15 protein-coding genes and 1 pseudogene are annotated in these 17,952 nt (G+C 40.4%); 10 read left to right on the plus strand and 6 right to left on the minus strand.

All coding sequences use genetic code 11. From position 1 onward, the window contains the following. The 5 genes and pseudogenes from AC0L6R_RS18360 to AC0L6R_RS18380 all read left to right on the plus strand — a co-directional run. Positions 1 to 421 (plus strand): annotated as a pseudogene (locus AC0L6R_RS18360) (S9 family peptidase); the annotation flags it as partial. Beyond that, positions 411 to 1,331: a DPP IV N-terminal domain-containing protein gene (locus AC0L6R_RS18365; RefSeq protein ID WP_473272760.1), complete on the plus strand. Its 921-nt coding sequence runs from the start codon at positions 411 to 413 to the stop codon at positions 1,329 to 1,331. The pseudogene AC0L6R_RS18360 and the gene AC0L6R_RS18365, both read left to right, overlap by 11 nt. Positions 1,332 to 1,392: 61 nt before the next feature. Next, on the plus strand, positions 1,393 to 2,343 hold the full coding sequence (locus AC0L6R_RS18370; protein WP_473272515.1) for an alpha/beta hydrolase family protein: 951 nt from the start codon (positions 1,393 to 1,395) through the stop codon (positions 2,341 to 2,343). Between the two features lie 223 nt (positions 2,344 to 2,566). Continuing rightward, on the plus strand, positions 2,567 to 3,217 hold the full coding sequence (locus AC0L6R_RS18375; RefSeq protein WP_283412793.1) for a bifunctional 4-hydroxy-2-oxoglutarate aldolase/2-dehydro-3-deoxy-phosphogluconate aldolase: 651 nt from the start codon (positions 2,567 to 2,569) through the stop codon (positions 3,215 to 3,217). Between the two features lie 135 nt (positions 3,218 to 3,352). Then, positions 3,353 to 4,693, plus strand: coding sequence for an ISAon1 family transposase (locus AC0L6R_RS18380; RefSeq protein WP_473272517.1), 1,341 nt, complete (start codon positions 3,353 to 3,355; stop codon positions 4,691 to 4,693). Between the two features lie 174 nt (positions 4,694 to 4,867). Here the strand turns inward: AC0L6R_RS18380 and AC0L6R_RS18385 are convergent, their stop codons facing one another. Continuing rightward, positions 4,868 to 5,734 carry an ROK family protein gene (locus AC0L6R_RS18385; protein WP_283412792.1) on the minus strand — a complete coding sequence of 289 codons (867 nt, stop codon included), beginning with the start codon at positions 5,732 to 5,734 and terminating at the stop codon, positions 4,868 to 4,870. Between the two features lie 89 nt (positions 5,735 to 5,823). After that, a complete protein-coding gene (locus AC0L6R_RS18390) occupies positions 5,824 to 8,151 on the minus strand; it encodes a glucosamine-6-phosphate isomerase (protein ID WP_283412791.1) in 2,328 nt (775 codons plus the stop codon). A gap of 313 nt (positions 8,152 to 8,464) precedes the next feature. Here AC0L6R_RS18390 and AC0L6R_RS18395 point away from each other — a divergent pair, with 313 nt between their 5' ends. From AC0L6R_RS18395 to AC0L6R_RS18415, 5 genes are all read left to right on the plus strand, one after another. Next, a complete protein-coding gene (locus tag AC0L6R_RS18395; RefSeq protein ID WP_283412790.1) occupies positions 8,465 to 9,016 on the plus strand; it encodes a gluconokinase in 552 nt (183 codons plus the stop codon). Positions 9,017 to 9,095: 79 nt separating this feature from the next. Beyond that, positions 9,096 to 9,440: an amidohydrolase family protein gene (locus AC0L6R_RS18400; RefSeq protein WP_473272518.1), complete on the plus strand. Its 345-nt coding sequence runs from the start codon at positions 9,096 to 9,098 to the stop codon at positions 9,438 to 9,440. A 79-nt stretch (positions 9,441 to 9,519) separates the two neighbouring features. Further along, positions 9,520 to 10,656, plus strand: a complete 1,137-nt coding sequence (locus AC0L6R_RS18405) for an aldose epimerase family protein (RefSeq protein ID WP_473272521.1) — start codon at positions 9,520 to 9,522, stop codon at positions 10,654 to 10,656. A gap of 64 nt (positions 10,657 to 10,720) precedes the next feature. Then, positions 10,721 to 11,854, plus strand: a complete 1,134-nt coding sequence (locus tag AC0L6R_RS18410; protein WP_473272522.1) for a YncE family protein — start codon at positions 10,721 to 10,723, stop codon at positions 11,852 to 11,854. A 151-nt stretch (positions 11,855 to 12,005) separates the two neighbouring features. Continuing rightward, on the plus strand, positions 12,006 to 12,596 hold the full coding sequence (locus AC0L6R_RS18415; RefSeq protein ID WP_473272524.1) for a DUF4142 domain-containing protein: 591 nt from the start codon (positions 12,006 to 12,008) through the stop codon (positions 12,594 to 12,596). Between the two features lie 246 nt (positions 12,597 to 12,842). Here AC0L6R_RS18415 and AC0L6R_RS18420 read toward each other — a convergent pair whose 3' ends face one another. From AC0L6R_RS18420 to AC0L6R_RS18435, 4 genes are all read right to left on the minus strand, one after another. Beyond that, positions 12,843 to 14,351 (minus strand): glycoside hydrolase family 3 protein, encoded by a 1,509-nt coding sequence (locus tag AC0L6R_RS18420; protein ID WP_473272526.1) that lies wholly within the window; start codon positions 14,349 to 14,351, stop codon positions 12,843 to 12,845. A gap of 152 nt (positions 14,352 to 14,503) precedes the next feature. Then, complete coding sequence (locus AC0L6R_RS18425) at positions 14,504 to 15,769, minus strand: MFS transporter (protein ID WP_283412784.1); 1,266 nt, start codon at positions 15,767 to 15,769, stop codon at positions 14,504 to 14,506. Further along, positions 15,766 to 16,245 carry a GNAT family N-acetyltransferase gene (locus tag AC0L6R_RS18430; RefSeq protein ID WP_473272528.1) on the minus strand — a complete coding sequence of 160 codons (480 nt, stop codon included), beginning with the start codon at positions 16,243 to 16,245 and terminating at the stop codon, positions 15,766 to 15,768. Before AC0L6R_RS18430 ends, AC0L6R_RS18425 begins: the two co-directional genes overlap by 4 nt. Positions 16,246 to 16,255: 10 nt before the next feature. Further along, entirely contained in the window at positions 16,256 to 17,890 is a 1,635-nt protein-coding gene (locus AC0L6R_RS18435) for a glycoside hydrolase family 10-like protein (protein ID WP_473272529.1), read from the minus strand. Between the last annotated feature and the right edge of the window lie 62 nt (positions 17,891 to 17,952).

A 17,952-nucleotide genomic window follows, 5' to 3' on the forward strand; every position in this document is an offset into this window, starting at 1 on the left:
AGTTGACCCGCATTGGTTGAAGAAGTCAGACCGGTTTTGGTATGAATTCGAGACCAGCAATGGCAAAAACTGGTACATCGTAGATCCGGTGAGAAAAACTAAGAGTCAACTTTTTGATACCGATAAACTGGCTATGGAGATTATGAAAATCACCAAAGATCCGGTAGATGGTCAGCATTTGAAACTGGATGATTTAAAGTTTCTCGAAGATGAGAATACCATCAAATTCAAAGTGAAAGGCACGGAAGAAGTACTGAAAAAGGACTGGGCGGAGATCAAAGAAAAGAACAAAAGCGCCAAAGACTCCATGGAAAAAAAGACTTTTGTCTTTCATTACAACATAGGTAATCAGCAGTTGACTGAAATTACGGATTCTCCAAAAGATCCAGAGCGGATGTCACTGGGCAAACATCGCTCCTGATTCTTCCAAGGTTCTTTTTGCGAAGCAAAATAATCTCTACTGGATGGATAAGGAGAACTTCCTGAAAGCGGTGAAAGATGAGAAAGACAGCACCATTGTGGAGCATCAATTGACTGAAGACGGAGAGGAGAACTTCGAATATGGCTCAAGCGGAAGAGGAGAGGACAACGAAGAGACAGAAAAGAATAAAGATAAGAGAAAGCGGGCAGGTGCCTATTGGAGTGCTGATTCCAAGCAATTTGTGATGACTAGAACTGATCAGCGAAAGGTGAAAGACCTTTGGGTGATTCACAGCACCAAGAATCCACGACCAACGCTTGAGACTTACAAGTATGCTATGCCTGGCGAAAAGGAACAGCCGATTACCTATTTGCTGCATTATTCTTTTGACACTGAAGAGCTGTCATCTCTTTCTGTTGGCACATTTAAAGATCAATCATTAAGCGTTTATAATTCCAATTCCCTAGAGAGCTCCAGAGACGATGATTTCCGCCCAGTTACATGGCTTGGTGATTTGGATGAGTTTTATTATTCTGTGACTTCCAGAGATCTGAAAAAAGTGGATATCTGCAGATGGAATCTTGCGACCAATCAAAAGGAAGTGGTGATCGAAGAGCGGAGCAATTCGTACATCGACTTTTTGAAACCTGAGATTGTAGGAAATGAAATCATCTGGTGGTCTGAGCGTGATGGCTGGGGACACTTTTACCTTTATGGAAAAGATGGGACCTTTAAGCGTCAATTGACTTCGGGAGCATTTCATACAGACAGGGTAGCGAGAGTGGATGAGAAAGGTAGAAAGTTGTACTTTGTGGCGAATGGTCGTGAGAAAGGCGAGGATCCATACTACGAGCATTTGTATAGTGTGAGCCTGGATGGAGGTGCAATTACATTGCTGAACTGCAGGTGATTTCAACCATTCCAGTGAAATCAATGATGCAGCTACTTTTTTTGTAGATAATTATTCCAGAGTGAACACTACTCCGGTTGCAGTTTTGAAAGATAAGGCTGGTAATAATGTGATGAATTTGGAGACAGTTGATTTATCCAATCTTTTTGCCGCAGGCTATCAATTCCCTGAGCCTTTCACTTTCAAAGCAGATGATGGAATCACAGATCTATATGGAGTGATGTACAAGCCATTTGATTTTGACTCTACCCGTAAGTATCCAATCATCGAGTATGTCTATCCTGGTCCTCAAACTGAGGCAGTGGACAAAGCATTTTCTGCAAGACTAGATAGAACAGATCGATTGGCTCAGTTTGGTTTTGTAGTGATTACGCTAGGAAATAGAGGAGGTCACCCGATGGTCTGCTCCAAGTGGTACCATAATTATGGTTATGGAGATTTGAGAGATTATGGTTTGGCGGATAAAAAAGCTGCGGTAGAGCAATTAGCAGATCGATACGATTTCATCGATAGATCTAAGGTTGGAATTCACGGGCATTCAGGTGGAGGATTTATGTCCACAGCTGCGATGTTGGTTTATCCGGATTTCTTCAAAGTAGCGGTTTCCTCAGCAGGAAATCATGACAATAGCGTTTACAACCGCTGGTGGTCTGAGAAGCATCACGGGGTAAAAGAGCAGATCAATGCCAAGGGTGACACCACATTCATTTATCAGATTGACAAAAATCCTGACTTGGCTAAGAACCTAAAAGGTCACTTGATGCTTTCTCATGGAAGTACTGATAATAACGTGCATCCCGCGAATACCACTAGAATGGCAAATGCCTTGATCAAAGCTGGGAAGCGGTTTGAGTTGGTTGTTTTGCCGGATCAGAGACATGGCTACGGAGATATGACGGAGTATTTCTTCTGGAAAATGGGAGACTACTTTGTGCAGCACCTGCTAGGCGATAATACTCCACCTCCTGTGGATATGGTAGAGATGCAACGGGAAAAGCCACTTTCGAAATAGAGAATCTGTGGTTTGTGACGACACAAACCACGGTTGATAAGGAAAATCAAGTAAACCCCGATTCTTATAAAGGATCGGGGTTTTTCGTGTAGTAAAGTCGAAGTTGTTGCTGGGGAGTTTTTTTACTCCGGGCTGATCTGCTTCGATATTACTTGAAGTTTAGAAAGCAGGCATTACCTTGTGTTTTTAATATGCTATCGATAAATAACCCAATCAAATTAAAATGGAAACTTCAACTTCACTCTTTTGGAAACGGTTTAAAGCCGCGCCAATTGTAGGGATCATAAGAGGACAGTCTCTTGAAGTGGTTCTGAAAATTGCTAAAGCATATGAAGATGCAGGACTGACTACCCTTGAAGTCACGATGAACACAGCTGGCGCAGCTTCCATTATTTCTACCTTGAGAAATGACTTTCCATCATTAAATATCGGCGCAGGTACGGTTTGTAATCTAGCAGATCTAAGAGAAGCTATTGATGCAGGAGCACAGTTTATTGTCACGCCTATCCTAGATGAAACTGTCATTCAACATGCTGCAGATGAGAATATACCGATATTCCCAGGGGCATTTTCCCCAACAGAAATTTACAAAGCATGGTCGTTGGGAGCTTCTGCAGTTAAGGTTTTTCCTGCGACTAAGCTTGGAGTGGAGTTTATAAAAGATGTTCTTGGGCCGCTTGATCAGGTCAAACTTTTACCTACAGGGGGAGTCTCTAAGTCAAATATCAAATCATGGTTTGCGGCGGGAGCTTTCGGAGTAGGAATGGGGGGAGCACTGATGGATAAAAAATTGGTGGAAGCAGGCGACTTTGAAAGTTTGAAAAAACACTTTGAAAGCCTTAAATCTGAAATCCAAGAATTTAAAATAGGCTAAAGAAACGTTCAATGTAATGATCAAGTTCAATGGTCAAGGCAGTTGAAAAGCTAGTTTTTGGTATGTTCTTAACTTCAGGGTAGCAAAGTTTGGATCAGTCCTAAAAGTTGGGGGAATTGACACAATCCATTTTCTTTGCTAAAAAAAGAATTGGAAGAAAAGGACTACCTCAGCTTGCTTTTGCCTCAGGGCCTGCTTGAATTTTTCAAGGTTACTTCAGCGGGACTCAAAGACAATGCTTACCACATTTATTTGGAAGAGCTCAATATTCATCCCGAGCATCTTCAGGGGTCAAAACTCACCTCAAAGGGTTTTTATGATGAGGTAAGTATTCAGGATTTCCCGTTGCGCGGTAAAGCCTGTTTTCTGAATATTAAGAGGAGGAAGTGGCTCAATGAAGAGACAGGAAAGAATGTGAGTAGAGATTGGAGCTTGGTGGCAAATGGTACGCGGATGACAGAGGAATTCGCGCTTTTTTTTAAAAAGGAACGACTGGATTCATCGCCGGTAAGTTGCAAAAGCCTAGCGGATAACTTCCAGGTAAACGGAAAAATCCTTGAGCATCAATACGTTTTCCATCTGAGCAACTTCCTGGACTGGCAACAACGCCCACATGCTAAAGACTGGATTATTTTTCCTGAAAATCTGGGAACACATCTCAGCATTGATGAAACAGCCCTCTCTCAAGGAGAACTGTATACTGTCCTGACCAATAAAGCAGCAAAAGGTAAGAAGGGAGCTCTGGTTGCCATGATAAAAGGGACTGAAAGTGAAACAGTGAATGCTGTTCTCAGGCAACTACCCGAGAATAAACGGAAAAAGGTAGAGGAAGTAACACTAGATATGGCCGCCAGTATGGAAAAGATCGTACGCCGTAGTTTTCCCAAAGCCCAATTGGTCACTGACCGGTTTCATGTCCAGAAACTGGTCTATGACGCAGTTCAGGAAATGAGAATCGCCCACAGATGGGACGCTATTGAACAGGAGAACAAGGAAATGGAGCTCAGTAGAGAGTGTAAAAAAACATTTATTCCACACAAGCTCGAAAATGGTGATACCGAAAAACAACTGTTAGCCAGAAGCAGATACCTGCTTTTCAAAGGAGAAGATAAATGGACAATATCGCAGGCACACAGGGCCGAGATTCTCTTCCGGCGCTACCCTGATCTGGAAAAAGCCTACAAACTATCGAGATCTCTGGCAAGGATCTATCAAACAAGCAAGCTAAAAGGTGTCGCCTTCACCAAGCTGGCTCATTGGTACAATGAAGTGGAAGAAGCAGGCTTCAAATCATTCAATACCGTGTCCAGAACCATACAGAATCACTACACTTCCATTCTGAATTTCTTTGAAAACAGGAGTACAAATGCATCAGCAGAATCATTCAATGCAAAAATAAAAGCATTCAGGGCTCAGTTCAGAGGTGTCACTAACATTGAATTCTTCCTGTTCAGACTATCTAATATCTATGCGTGAATAAACCTGCTCCCCAGATATTCCGACTGATCCCAAAGTTTATAAAGGTTTAAAATCCATAAGTTGTGCTCTTGGTGTTACCCCTGTGACTAGTGCGGTTAAGAGGCAACAATGCACAAAAAAAGTGGCTTTTGTTAAAAAGCCACCTTTCTACAACTATAAACCAATTTATATCTAATTATTTACTACCTCGTTTTCATTTTCTAATTCGACCAAAGCTACTGCACCGTGAATAGCAGTCTCATCCATTTCAGATAGTAAAATCTCAAATCTTTCGATCACTGTAGGGTAGTTGAAGGTTGAAATGGATTTAAAGAGGGATTTCTTAAACAGTGGATAGGTTTTTCTAATAGAACCCCCCAATATGACCGCTTCTGGAGCTAATGCATATAAGATATGCTTGATGAGTTCTCCTAAATGGTGACCATATTCATCAAAAGCTTTTAAAGCGACTGGATCTCCAGCTAGAGCCAATTTTGCTAAGGCCTTTGGCTTTTTATTGTAAAATCTTTCAAAGAATTTTCCACTGCAATAATGCTCGAAATCTTTATCTAAATAAGTCGAGCTACACCATTCACCAGCAGCAGAATTTACTCCACTGTATAGGTGTCCATTGATGACAATGCCTCCGCCAATACCTGTACCTAGGGTAAGTCCTACTAAATGGTTAAACCTTTGGCCTACGCCAAATTTATGTACTCCCGAAGCAAAGCAATTTGCATCATTGTTAATAAAAACGGGCTTTCCAAAACGATTTGTTAGAAACTTCTTTAATTCTACATGCTGAAATGCAGGGATATTTGAGAGCCCTAAAACGATACCTTCACGCACATCTACTAATCCAGGAATTCCAATACCGATACCTATTAAGTCATATTCCAAATAGGTTTCAATGAATTCTGCGATGGTTTCAAGAATGAATTCTTTATTTTCTCTAGCAGGTGTAGCAATGGAACGGATGTCTTCTAGATGTCCGTTAATTAGCACACCACCTTTGATTCCGGTGCCTCCAATATCTAATCCTAAAATGGCTTTTTCCATTCGCTACAAATAATAAGGTTGATAGGTTTAATACAAAAGCTGTGAATGTAATACTTGCAAAACAACCACAGCTTTTGCTGTATTCACAATTAAAGCATTCCTTCAATTGATTTTTCTAATTCTCTCGCAGTAGCCAAGAATTCTTCCACATTCATATCTCGGAAGAAAATTAATCCATGGCTAGCTCTTACTTGTGCACGTTCGTGCTGATAGAAGTAATTCTTACCTAAAAGGAGTTGAATTGCGTCTAATTGATCTACCCAGATACGCTTAGCAACGGTACTGAATTTACCATTATGTGAGTAGCTAGGGAAAGAAGCATTTACTTGGCTAAGGTAGCAATTGGCAAATGAATCCTCCATTACAGACATATCACCAAGTGAAACAGGGACAATCACGTTAGCTTCGTGTGGTTCAAATTTGAACCATACGTTTCTATAGCCAATGATTCTTAAGTCGCTGATGTCCTTCTCTTCGCCCCACTTTTTCACAGCAGCCGCAGTTGCCTGAAGTACCTTATAGTGAGTGTCAGGACCTGATCCTTCTGGATCAAGCGTTAAACTAATCTTTGTAGGATTAACTTTTCTAAACATTTCCACGATCGGTTCTACGTCGCGATCTTTATCTGGCTGTTCAGTGAAAATATCTCCTGTATAAAAACCAAGTCTCAAGTGGTGTACATTTTTCACCTGTACTCCAAAGTGCGCCCAGACAAGCTCCTCTTCAAACTCTCGTATCATCCCTTTTAGCTTTTGCACTTTAGCGGAGTTTTTCTCCCCGTCATAGCTATTTTTCAGAATGCTGATTACATCGTTGATTGTCTCGCGTAGCTGTGTCTTATTCTTAATTTCATAAACTATCACCAACGCTCTTACTACTCTGTGACAAAGTCCTCTCAAACGTTGATCTGCTTTTTCTGAAGCTACATTTGTTAAGTAGTGGTAAACATCCTTGTCAGTTTTTAAGCTATATCCGACTTCAAAGAAATCTTCAAAATTAACCATCTGAATCTGGCCATTATCAAGAAGTTTTTTGGTGGATTGTAGCGTTTCGATTACAAATGTATTGGTAACTGCAGTAAAGCCTGATGTCAATACGGAGAAGTGTGCTTCGTTACTTGGCTCATGGAGCTGATTGGTAATGTGCGGTAAAATCCCTAGTGAAATATCATCATGGTGCGGGCCAGTATGGAGAAGCACTTCGTTACTTTCTTGTTCCAGTCCTTTAGAAAGCTTGTTCTCGATACTCTTCATTACCTGACTTACAGTTTCCTCAGATAGATCAGGGATTAGTTTGGTGTATTTGTCAGCCTTTAGATCTGTTAATTTTATTCTATGGCCATACTTGCCAAGCTTCTTACAAAGGTCAATTACGGATCTTTCTGTCTTTTCCCATGTCCACTCACCTTTCTGGTAATAAGCATCTATTGAGTCAGTGAGTTTTACGCCCGCTCCCTTGGTAACATAGAATCGGCCATTTTTAAGCTTCTGAAGAACAGTTCCAGGGAAAACATTATTCATTGGAGTTTCAAGAGAATCTTTAACGATTCCTGCCTTTGCCTCACCAGCAGCTATGATAATTGCTACAGCATCTGGATTGTATACAATTGTATCTAATCCAATGGTAATCACAAGTCTATTAGAAGAAATTTCAATTCCGCCAAGGTCGCCTGCAGCTACAGCTTGTGTTTCAAAATTAGTTTCTGTTAAACGAGTAACCGAGAATAAATGTGATCCTCTCGTATTAAATGCAATGTGCCCATCAGGGCCGATGCCTCCTAGGAAGAAACCTATTCCGCCTGCATCTCTAATTTTTTGCTCGTACTCACCACACCATTGATCAATCATGTAGATTGATTCCTGCTGCAATTTCTCAAGATCATTCTTTGGATCTCTGAATCTCAACGAAAGGTCAACTTTCAGATCTGGGAAAACAGCGCTGAAGTGAAGGCCATTTGCCAAAGGAATCTCATCAGAGTTGATTAGAATGGCTTTTTCCTTAGAAAGTCCGAATCCTTGGATATAAAACTTGTTGACGTAATCGAAAAAGCTATTGTTTTGCTTGGCAGAGATAGGGTAAAACTCATCAATCTGAACAAATGTAAGATCTTTCAATACGGGCTTTTTGGTGTTCCCTAATCCGTACTTTTCTCTTATATCTTTTCCTTTTTTATTGTCCCAGTTTTCCAGTAGAAACTGTGTCCATTTAATAAAAAATTCCGGTGTCTTCCCAGTTGGTAAACTGATAACTCCTTCTGGATTTGCTGCTGCCCATTCCAAAAATCGACAAGCAGTTAGCAAGCCAAGTTTAGGGAAATTATCAACTTGAAGGTAGGGAATAAGGGTGCTGATTTTCTCTACACCAGATTCCTGAAGAAAACTTTTTTCTACATCTGAAAGTGGATACTTACTAAGCATACTGTTTGAACAGGTTTATTTATAAAGACTATTTTTATATTCAAGTAGTAAAGTGCCGAGTGGATCGTGTCTTTCAGATAGTTCGCTAAATTCAGTTCTTAAGAATCTCTAAATTTAAACTTGTCACCTGAATGTTTTTTCCTCGGCTCCCTTATCTAAACAAATCTAAAAAATGTTTTTTAATAAAACGATCTTTTACAAAAATTTTATAAAAGTTTTATTTTTGGAGACATGACCTTGAACTTTCTTTTACTTACAGTTTTCTTTACAGTGAATATCTAAATATCTCAAATGCTTGATTTTATCCTCCATCATGAGCTCGGAGGCAGCGAAACTTAAAATTATTTCATTATTTCCTTATCTTTCATTTATGCTAATTATCGTCACTGGAGTCTCAGGAACAGGGAAAACGACTATAGGGTCAGGGATCGCCGATAAGTTTGAATTACCATTTTTTGATGCTGATAATTTTCACCCAAAAGAAAATATCGAGAAAATGAGTCTGGGCTTTCCATTGAACGATGAAGATAGAATGCCTTGGCTACAAGCTCTCGCTGACATTTTGGTCGCCCATGAGAAGACTGGCGGTGCAGTTTTAGCTTGTTCGGCATTAAAAGAAAGTTACCGCCAGATGCTGAAAGTTCAGGATGATGTGCGTTGGATCCACCTCAAAGGTGAGCGTGATTTGATCTGGGAGCGTATGCTTGCCCGCAAAAATCATTACATGAAAGCCACTATGCTGGATTCACAAGTTGCCACATGGGAGGAGCCTGATTATGGATTGAAACTGAATATTGCTCAAAGTGTAGAAGAAATGCTTTCGGAGGCTTTTAAGTATTTGGAAGTTCTACCTAAGGATGAATAGTACGTGCGAGGGAATTGACCCAACCCGATAAGTTTACTATTTTCCTAATGGATTGTTTTGGGGCTGGATAAAAGCGAAATTGAGATATCTATTTGATTCACAGTTTTATGAAAAAAATACTTTTCTTAATGTTCCTTGGTTTTCCATACATCATGAGATAGAGTTAATGTCCAAAGCAGGTATGTCCAATACTGAAATACTAAAATCGGGTTCAGTGAATCCTGCAAGATATTTTGGAGAAGAAGAAGAGTGGGGTGTGATTAAAGCTGGAGCATCAGCTGATTTTGTATTGGTACAGGGAAATCCATTGGAAGACCTAGCCACCCTGAAAAACCCCTTTATGGTCGTAATGAAGGGGAAGGTTTATGATAGAGATGAGATTAAAGAGCAACTGAATAAAATTGAGGAAAATCACAAAAGGTGATGAGCATTTTTGGATTACGAACTACGAGATCTAATAGTACCTCAATCCGAAATTTTCCAATTTTCCAATCCAAACACCTATGAACCTCAAATTCAAATTAGTATTTATACTTTTTATTATTTCAAGCTCAGCCGGCATAGCTCAAACCAAGATGACTGTGATACAAGAAGAAGTTAGCCTAACTATAAAAGGCGAAAAAGTGGACATATGGGAAGGAAAAGATGTTTTTCGCTACCTACTTGAAAATGGTACTATGCAGGTCGAAGTGACCAATTTCGGTGGGATAATTACTAGAATAGTTACTCCTGATAAAGAAGGAAAGCTTGAGAATATTGTCCTGGCTCTTGAGGATGTTCCAGATTATTTCACCAAGAATGGTCCCTATTTAGGTGCGGCAGTTGGTAGATACGCAAATAGAATTGGGGGCGCTTCTTTCACTTTGGATGGTGAGACTTTCCAAATCACCAAAAATAATGGAGAGAACACACTTCATGGTGGAGCAAAAGGCTTTGGAGTTAAAGTATGGAAGCCGGAGATCTACAAAAAGCAAGGTGCTGTAGGAGTGAAAATGGTCTATAAAAGTGTCGATGGGGAAGAAGGCTTTCCTGGGAATCTAACAACCACACTTTGGATGGAACTCACGAGCAATAATGAATTGAGGCTACTTTTTGAATCAACTACCGATAAGAAAACTGTCGTGAATTTGACCAATCATTCCTATTTCAATCTGAATGGAATCACCGGAGATGTTCGCGACCACGAGTTGCAGATTTTTGCTGATGCAATTACACCAACTGGTCCAGGACAAATTCCTACCGGGGAAATAAAACCAGTTGCCGGAACTCCTTTTGATTTTCAAACTCCGAAAAATCTAGGAACTCAGTTGGATGCTTTGGGTGAAGGTTTCGATCATAATTATGTGACGAAGAGAGAAAATTCTTCTGAACTCAAGAAGATAGCGATTGTCAAGCATCCCGAAAGCGGGCGGGTGATGTCCGTCTATTCAACTGCTCCAGGAGTACAACTTTACACCGCTAATCATGTAAGGAACTTTGCTGGAGCTGACGGCAAGACATACCAGCCACATTGGGCACTTTGTCTGGAGCCAGAATCATGGCCAGATAGTCCTAATAAGCCAAGCTTTCCGTCGGCCAACTTAGCTCCAGGCAAGAAGTACGTGCATGAGATCGTGTATAGATTTGGAGTTGAGAAATAAGTTTGAGTTTACGCCCTGTTTTTTAGAACTATTTTATTAGATTGATTTTCAATCACATAAACCCATGAAAATCTTTCTTATTAAAACTTCGCTTTTCTTTTGTGCCACTTTTTTATCATCCACTCTTTCTGCTCAGGAATACACGTTCAAAAAAGTTAAAGAAATCCGTGTAGAGAGCCTTGCTGAAGTTGGAATAAGGGATTATGATCCCAAGCGAGATATTTATTTAGGCTTTATTGATAAAAGATCTGAGGGTGTAGAGTTGGCTGTTTTTGATGGTAATGGGAAAATACTAAATAGTCAAAAAAGGGATGGAGAGGGGCCGGAAGATTATCTATCATCTGCATTGGCCATGGGATTTTCTCCTGATGGAAATGTCTTTGTTCAGACTTCACTCGAACTTGTGAAATATGATACCCAATTCAATAGGTTAAGTAAAGTGAGATTTGAGCCTAAAACAACTATAGTTGTTTATTCTGGGCCAAGGTCTAAGTTTGTTCCTTTGACAAGAGGGAATGATGTTTCATTTATAGTAAATGGGACTAACTTAAATAATAGGGGGTTTAATGATGTCCCGAAGAAGATGGACATGATTGAATACTATAATGCTGGTAGTCAAACAATCCAATCCGTAATCCCACTATCTAGCAGAAAAGTATTTGAAGGGATCGAAGACGAGGTGTTTCCTGTGAGTATTAATCCAATATTTATAATTGATTCGAAGAATAGCAATTTGTATTTCACTACTTCCATAGATGATGAAATCACTGTTTACAATCCCATTAATTGGAATGTGATTCAAAGAATCCCGGTCAAACATGAGTTTTTTAAGGCTTTGGATGATATTCCGCTTAAAGAGGCAAATTTGGGTCTTTCAAATAAATCACCGCTTTTTTCTAGAAACCAAAAAATTCTAAAATTTGACTCCGAGTTATTAGGACTTATCTATGTAAAGGAGATTTCAGAAGCAGCGAATGAACTGAGGAAAAGTGAGGGGAAGATATTTTGGATGAACGATCCGGAGTTTCAAAGAGTAATACTTTTTAAAAATGGAGAACAGCTACCTGGAGAGTTGACTATACCTTCAGGACTTATTGAAATGACTTTGCCAAATAACCGGGTTCTAGTGAAGGTGGTCAATCAAAAAGAGGAGCTGGATTATTATCCTTATGAAATATGGGAACTCGTAGAACAATAATAGATTTTTATACCTAAAAGCGTAAAACTTTCAACAGACTGAGTAAGCATTACACAAGGTAAATGCGGCAAATGGCTCTTAAATGGCTGTTAAGCCTTAGGAATGGTACTTGTAAGAATACTGGGAGAACACTAAACCAACTAATTTTCTTATGAGAACAAGTAATGTAAACCAACCCGCAACGAACACCTTTAGCCGAAAAGCAAGAATTACCGGTGCTGTTATGCTTTCCGCATTTTGTCTAGTCGGAATGACATCATGCGAAGATGATGAGGATGATCCGATTCTGAATACCTATAACCAGCAGGACAGAAACTTCGCTATGTCTTCTTCTCAGTACCTAAATGCCCAAATCGATTTTGGTCAATTGGCGCTCGATAATGGAGAAGACGACTCTGTGCTAGAATATGGTACTATGCTAACTACTGAAAATACAGAAAGTATAACAGAGCTAGAAGGACTTCTTGCGGATACGGATGTAGAAATTTCATCAGAAATTTCCAGTGCTATGCAGGCTAAATTTGATGAATTGGAAATGTTATCAGGAGAAGAGTTTGATGAAGCTTTTATTGATTTTCAGTTAGAACTGCTAAATGATTCCATGTCTATGTTTGAAAATCAGAATGACAATGGAGAGAATAACTCTTTGAAGGATTTTGCTGATAAAACCTTAGGCAAGACGAAAGATCAACGAGAAGATGCCGTTTTGGTGAAGACTGAAATAGATATCGAAAATATTTAAGTATAAGAAGTCAGAATGTAGATGGAGCTGATTAACCCAGCGACAAATGCGTGATGATTTCTTTAGAGCCGGTTTTCCGAAAGGGAGCCGGCTTTTTTTGTTTATACCACAGAGGCATTATAGTTGTCCTGCTTCCCCTAAAGCAGGATACCAGTTTGAAAGCAAAGAGTCTTGAATAATCTTGGATATAAGTACCCCTGCGAATCTCCGCAATAGCTCAGTGCACTTTGCGGTTTAAAAAACCTTTCAGAAAAATTTACTAGCAACCTCTTGAGCTTCCTCAAAACTCTGATAGCCACAAATCACAGCTTCAAAATTAGTAAGATTTCCAAGATGTTTTAGCGCCAAAGGATTTCCAAAATGAACCAAAATGCATGACTTGGTTTGAGCTAGGTTTTTGATTTCAGCCAAAATCTCTTCCTCCACTCCAAACTGATTCAGTGGTTTGTGGGAGGGGACAAAAAGAGAAATGATTACTTTTTTAGCTTTTTCAAGCGAAATTTTAATTAAATCTGAAGCAAATTTTTGATTAAGCTTTTTTGAGAAAACTGATTCCTCTTTTTCGTAGAAACTCTGAAGAGCAAGTTTTCCTTCACTTGCCAATTTCCTCAGTTCTTCAGAATCAATTTCCCCAGATACAAGAGAAACGTATTCTTTTGCAAGCTGGGATTGTAATGCTGAATGACTTTCCCAATCGAACTTAGGAAGATCTAAAGACTTAAAATCAAACACTCCCAACTGCTTTTTAAGCATCCATATTTTCTTAAATACTTCTTCAATTTCTTCCTCAGAGGCATTTTTAGAAATCTGCTCAATTCCTTCTTTCACATGATCCGAAAAACATAATATGTCATTGCCAGCGTGGAAGGCTTCCCATTCGAGTTGGCCAGGCTCTGGAAACAAGTCAGCAACTGCTTTCATATTAAGCGCGTCAGAGATGACGATTCCATCAAATCCCATCTCGACTTTTAGTAAATCAGTAATGACCTCACGAGAGATACTTGCGGCGATTTCCTTTCCTCCAGACAATGCCGGCGCCGCCAGATGCCCAACCATGATCATTTCTACACCTTGATCTATTCCATGTTGAAAAGGTATTAGTTCTTCTTTTTCCAGTTCTTCCTTTGTCTTCAAAATGACTGGAAGGCCTAAATGAGAATCCGTTTGCGTATCTCCATGTCCTGGGAAATGTTTCAGACAAGCTCCAATTCCAGCCTTTTTCATTCCTTGATACATTGCTAGTGATAGCTCAGCTACTTTTTGGGGATCTGTGCCAAAGGATCTGTAGCCAATCACCGGATTGTTTGGATTGGTATTTACATCGGAGCAAGGAGCTAAGTTTAGGTGAATTCCAGCCTTTTTCATGTCCAGACCAATTCTATAACCAACCTCTTCTAGTAGTTCTGGTGCATTTTTGGTGATAGCTCCAAGAGTAATCGCAAAAGGATATTGAGGAGTTTTCTCTATTCGCATTGCCAGACCATATTCTCCGTCAATGCTGATTAGTAAAGGTGTTTTTGATATGGCTTGATAGCGATTGATCAGCCCAATCATTTTCTCCAAAGTGCCACTGACATCCAATACTTCCGCCCGCTTTTCGAAATTTGCAGCAGCCGAATATCTGCTATGGAAAAATGTCAATCCACCGATTTCCTGATCAAGAATCAGTTTTTCAATTGCTTGGTAATTTTCCTCTGTGTCATGAATAAATGCAGCAGGAGAGAAGCATTGGGCGATTTTTTGGTGGAAATTCATTGAAAGATTTGAAAATTGAAAGATTGCAAAATTATTCTTAGTAGCCAGGTTACTCTTCTTGAAGTCACTCTGAGCTAAGTCGAAGAGTTAGAAATAGAGGTTTTGACTGAAGTGCCTATGAGTCTCGTAAATCGTAAATCCGAATTCCGAAATCACTCTAGTTTCTTCCCAAACTCCTTTGGATACTTCACACTTGCAGCGATGGCTAGCGCTGGGATCATCGCAATTCCCACCCAGACAAAGAATCCAGTGTAGCCCAGCCATTCTTGAATGTAGCCGGAAAGCATTCCTGGAAACATCATTCCCATTGCCATAAAGCCGGTCGCTAATGCATAATGGGAAGTTTTGAAGAGGCCTTCGGCTAAATAAATCAGAAATATCATATAGGCAGCGAACCCAAAACCATAACCAAATTGCTCAACGACCACGACCGTTCCAGCAAAGAATATATTCTCAGGTTGAAAATATGCCAAGGCTATGTAGAGTAGATTTGGAAGGTTAAGTGAAAGGGCCATCGGGATCATCCACTTGCCCAACCCATCTCTGGAAATGGCTATTCCGCCAAGAATTCCCCCAAGTAGCAAAGCGATCACTCCGATAGTTCCGTACATAAATCCCACTGCAGAAGTGCTTAAGGCCAATCCTCCTTTTTCTTTGACATCTAGTAAAAACGGAGAAGCCATTTTCACCAACTGAGACTCTCCGAGTCTATAGAGAAGGACAAAAGCCAGCGAGAGTCCTATGTTTTTCTTGGTGAAAAAGGTGGTAAATACTTTTCCAAAGCTAGCTTCCTGAGTAGTTTTCTCTTTGGATTCTTCTTCTACTTTTGGAGTAGAGAAATAATTGATCGCGGTTAGAATAATCATCAAAACTGCCACGATGATCATAGTAAAGGACCATGCCTTAGTATTATCTCCCAAAGAAGTTTCCAAATATCCGGCAACCATGACTATCAGACCTTGCCCTGTAATCATTCCAATGCGATAGAATGTTCCTCGTAAACCCACAAAGAAAGACTGCTGCTCAGGTTTTAGAGCGATGAGATACATTCCGTCTGAGGCAATGTCATTCGTGGCAGAAGCAAAAGCTCCCATCCAGAAAAATGCCAGTGTCATAAAAAAGAAATTGCTGCCAGCAGTAGTCAGACCAACTCCCAAAAATACTAAGGCAAGAACTAGTTGCATGCTTAGAAACCATTTCCTTTTGGTGCCAATAAGATCTACAATCGGGCTCCAGATAGGTTTGATCACCCATGGCAAGTAAAGTAAACTGGTGTACAATCCGATATCAGAATTGGAGACACCGAGCTTTTTGTACATAATTACCGATACGACGATGATGACGATATACGGAATTCCTTCAGTCATGTAAAGTGAAGGAATCCAGACCCATGGAGTTCTTTGAGTGGATTTGCTCATGATTTTCGGATCAGATTTTCGTAAATACTTACTTCAGATCCATCTATTATTTTCGCGTTAACTGTCTTTTCGTAAAATTCTGCCGGTCCGACACCCCCAATGATAGCATATGCATAGCCTATTTCTCTCATGGATTCCAGTGATTTTATGAGGAGAATTTTACCAATTCCTTTTCCTCGCTCAGATTCCAGTGTGCCAGTTGGTCCAAAAAAGTTTTTTGCCGTGCTCTCATAGCAGGCAAATCCCAGGATTTCATTTCCTCTTTGCGAAAGCCAGCATGCGACAGGCTGCCTGCTGAATGCTACTTCTACTTCGGATTTCCAATATTCTCCAAAATGCTCCAATACCCAATAGCTCACAAGATGTTTCTCAGGTGGAATGGCTCTGCGAAAGACAACATTCTCCTTTTTAAATAGGCGTGCTTCTTCAAGAGAAACATCCGGCAAACCGATCAATCGGACAAGCATGTCTTGCATAAGTAGTGATTTAGGGGATTTGGTAAACTTGAGTTTGGACGATTCTTCCGTAATGGTCTATCCACCGGATGGCCAGGTATTCCGTGTTCAAACTTTTCACTTCCAGAGTTCTAGCTCGCATTCCACCTACCCAGACAGGGTGAATTTCAGAGTCAGCTAGCTGATTTAGATCGTTTGCACCTTGGATCAATGCATAGCGAATTGCAGGGTCAAGTGGATTTGCCATGCGAATAGTTGTCATTTCTGAATTGGCTTCCACACTAAACACAACCGGTGTATCTATGATTGCGGGGCTTTTTGGCTGAAATGAAGGGGGTAAAGTAGGTTCATTGTACAATTCACTTTTCAGCAATTGAGCAACATCCTGATTTTTGATTTTCATAGACTTTGCCGAGAAAAAAGCATTTCCCTGAATAGTTGGAAGCGTACGAGTGTATGAAATTTGATTGTTTATCTCACGAGGGTTGTCCCACGCAGCGTCGGAATCATCACGGATTTTGTATGGGCCATTTCCTATGTAAATATTGGTGTTATAATGGTTTTTCGCCCACCAGTCATTTAGGATTCTGTGTGAAGCCAGCTTATGATCCATGCTCCAATAGAGTTGAGGAATCATGTAATCTACCCAGCCATTTTTCATCCAAAGTAAGACATCTGCATAGAGATCATCATAATTGGTTTGCCCAGCACGGGTTGGTGAACCTTTGGGATCTTTGTCTTGATTTCTCCAAACACCAAATGGGGAAATGCCAAACTGCACCCAAGGTTTACTTTGCTTGATGGTTTGGTTCAGTGCCAAAATCAATTGGTTGACGTTGTCTCGTCTCCAATCATCCTGTGATTGGCCAGGCTTTTTGTATTTGTCATAGGTGACTTTATCCGGGAAATCCAACTTAGCAACTTTATAGGGATAGAAATAGTCATCAAAGTGAATGGCATCGATGTCATAGTTGTCTACAATTTCCTTAATCACTGCTAATAAATGAGCCTTCACCTCAGGCAAACCAGGATTGTAATAATACTTAGTGTCGTATTTCAGCATCCAGTCACGGTGCAAATTATAATCGTGGTCTGGGCTAAGGTCTGCCGTGTTTAGATTCATTGTGGCCCGGTAAGGATTGAGCCATGCATGGAATTCCAGTCCTCTTGCGTGAGCTTCCTGAATCATCCAAGTCAATGGGTTTTCCGAAGTGTTAGGGGCTTTTCCTTGTTTTCCTGTCAGGTATTTAGACCAAGGAGCTAGATTACTTGGGTAAAAAGCATCGCCGGCAGTTCTAACTTGAACGATTACTGCGTTAAAATTCAGGTTTTTGTAATAGTCCAATAGGTTGATGAAATCCTGCTTTTGCTTGGTATAGGCATCATCCGGAGAAATAGGCCAATCGATATTTGCCACGGTCGCGATCCACACTCCACGAAATTCCCGCGGCATTTCCTGCATTTGATAAGTAAGTGGCTGCAAAGCAACTGGGGCCATAGTTAGGGGCTTTTCAGGGAGACTCGCCCCACTTGTTGGAGTGTTCGGTGAATTGCCTATGGTGCCTGTGGGTCTTGTTCCAGACGAAGCAGGTTTTTGTGTTTTACAGGCAGAAAATAGGAGGCCAAATGCCAAAATGAGAAAGAGATGCCTAGAAAGGAATTTCATGTGATAATAATTTTTTTCGGTGGGCACATGGAATCTCACAGGATTTAGATGCATTCCACATT

It is taken from the genome of Algoriphagus sp. 10J20-15 (genome assembly GCF_055809615.1).

Excerpts from the sequence above, each read along its gene's own strand:
- AC0L6R_RS18405 (WP_473272521.1), top strand. The coding sequence starts at position 9,520 with ATGAACCTCAAATTCAAATTAGTATTTATACTTTTTATTATTTCAAGC.
- AC0L6R_RS18385 (WP_283412792.1), bottom strand. The coding sequence starts at position 5,734 with ATGGAAAAAGCCATTTTAGGATTAGATATTGGAGGCACCGGAATCAAA.
- AC0L6R_RS18410 (WP_473272522.1), top strand. The coding sequence starts at position 10,721 with ATGAAAATCTTTCTTATTAAAACTTCGCTTTTCTTTTGTGCCACTTTT.
- AC0L6R_RS18395 (WP_283412790.1), top strand. The coding sequence starts at position 8,465 with ATGAGCTCGGAGGCAGCGAAACTTAAAATTATTTCATTATTTCCTTAT.
- AC0L6R_RS18430 (WP_473272528.1), bottom strand. The coding sequence starts at position 16,245 with ATGCAAGACATGCTTGTCCGATTGATCGGTTTGCCGGATGTTTCTCTT.
- AC0L6R_RS18375 (WP_283412793.1), top strand. The coding sequence starts at position 2,567 with ATGGAAACTTCAACTTCACTCTTTTGGAAACGGTTTAAAGCCGCGCCA.
- AC0L6R_RS18425 (WP_283412784.1), bottom strand. The coding sequence starts at position 15,769 with ATGAGCAAATCCACTCAAAGAACTCCATGGGTCTGGATTCCTTCACTT.
- AC0L6R_RS18415 (WP_473272524.1), top strand. The coding sequence starts at position 12,006 with ATGAGAACAAGTAATGTAAACCAACCCGCAACGAACACCTTTAGCCGA.
- AC0L6R_RS18390 (WP_283412791.1), bottom strand. The coding sequence starts at position 8,151 with ATGCTTAGTAAGTATCCACTTTCAGATGTAGAAAAAAGTTTTCTTCAG.
- AC0L6R_RS18435 (WP_473272529.1), bottom strand. The coding sequence starts at position 17,890 with ATGAAATTCCTTTCTAGGCATCTCTTTCTCATTTTGGCATTTGGCCTC.
- AC0L6R_RS18420 (WP_473272526.1), bottom strand. The coding sequence starts at position 14,351 with ATGAATTTCCACCAAAAAATCGCCCAATGCTTCTCTCCTGCTGCATTT.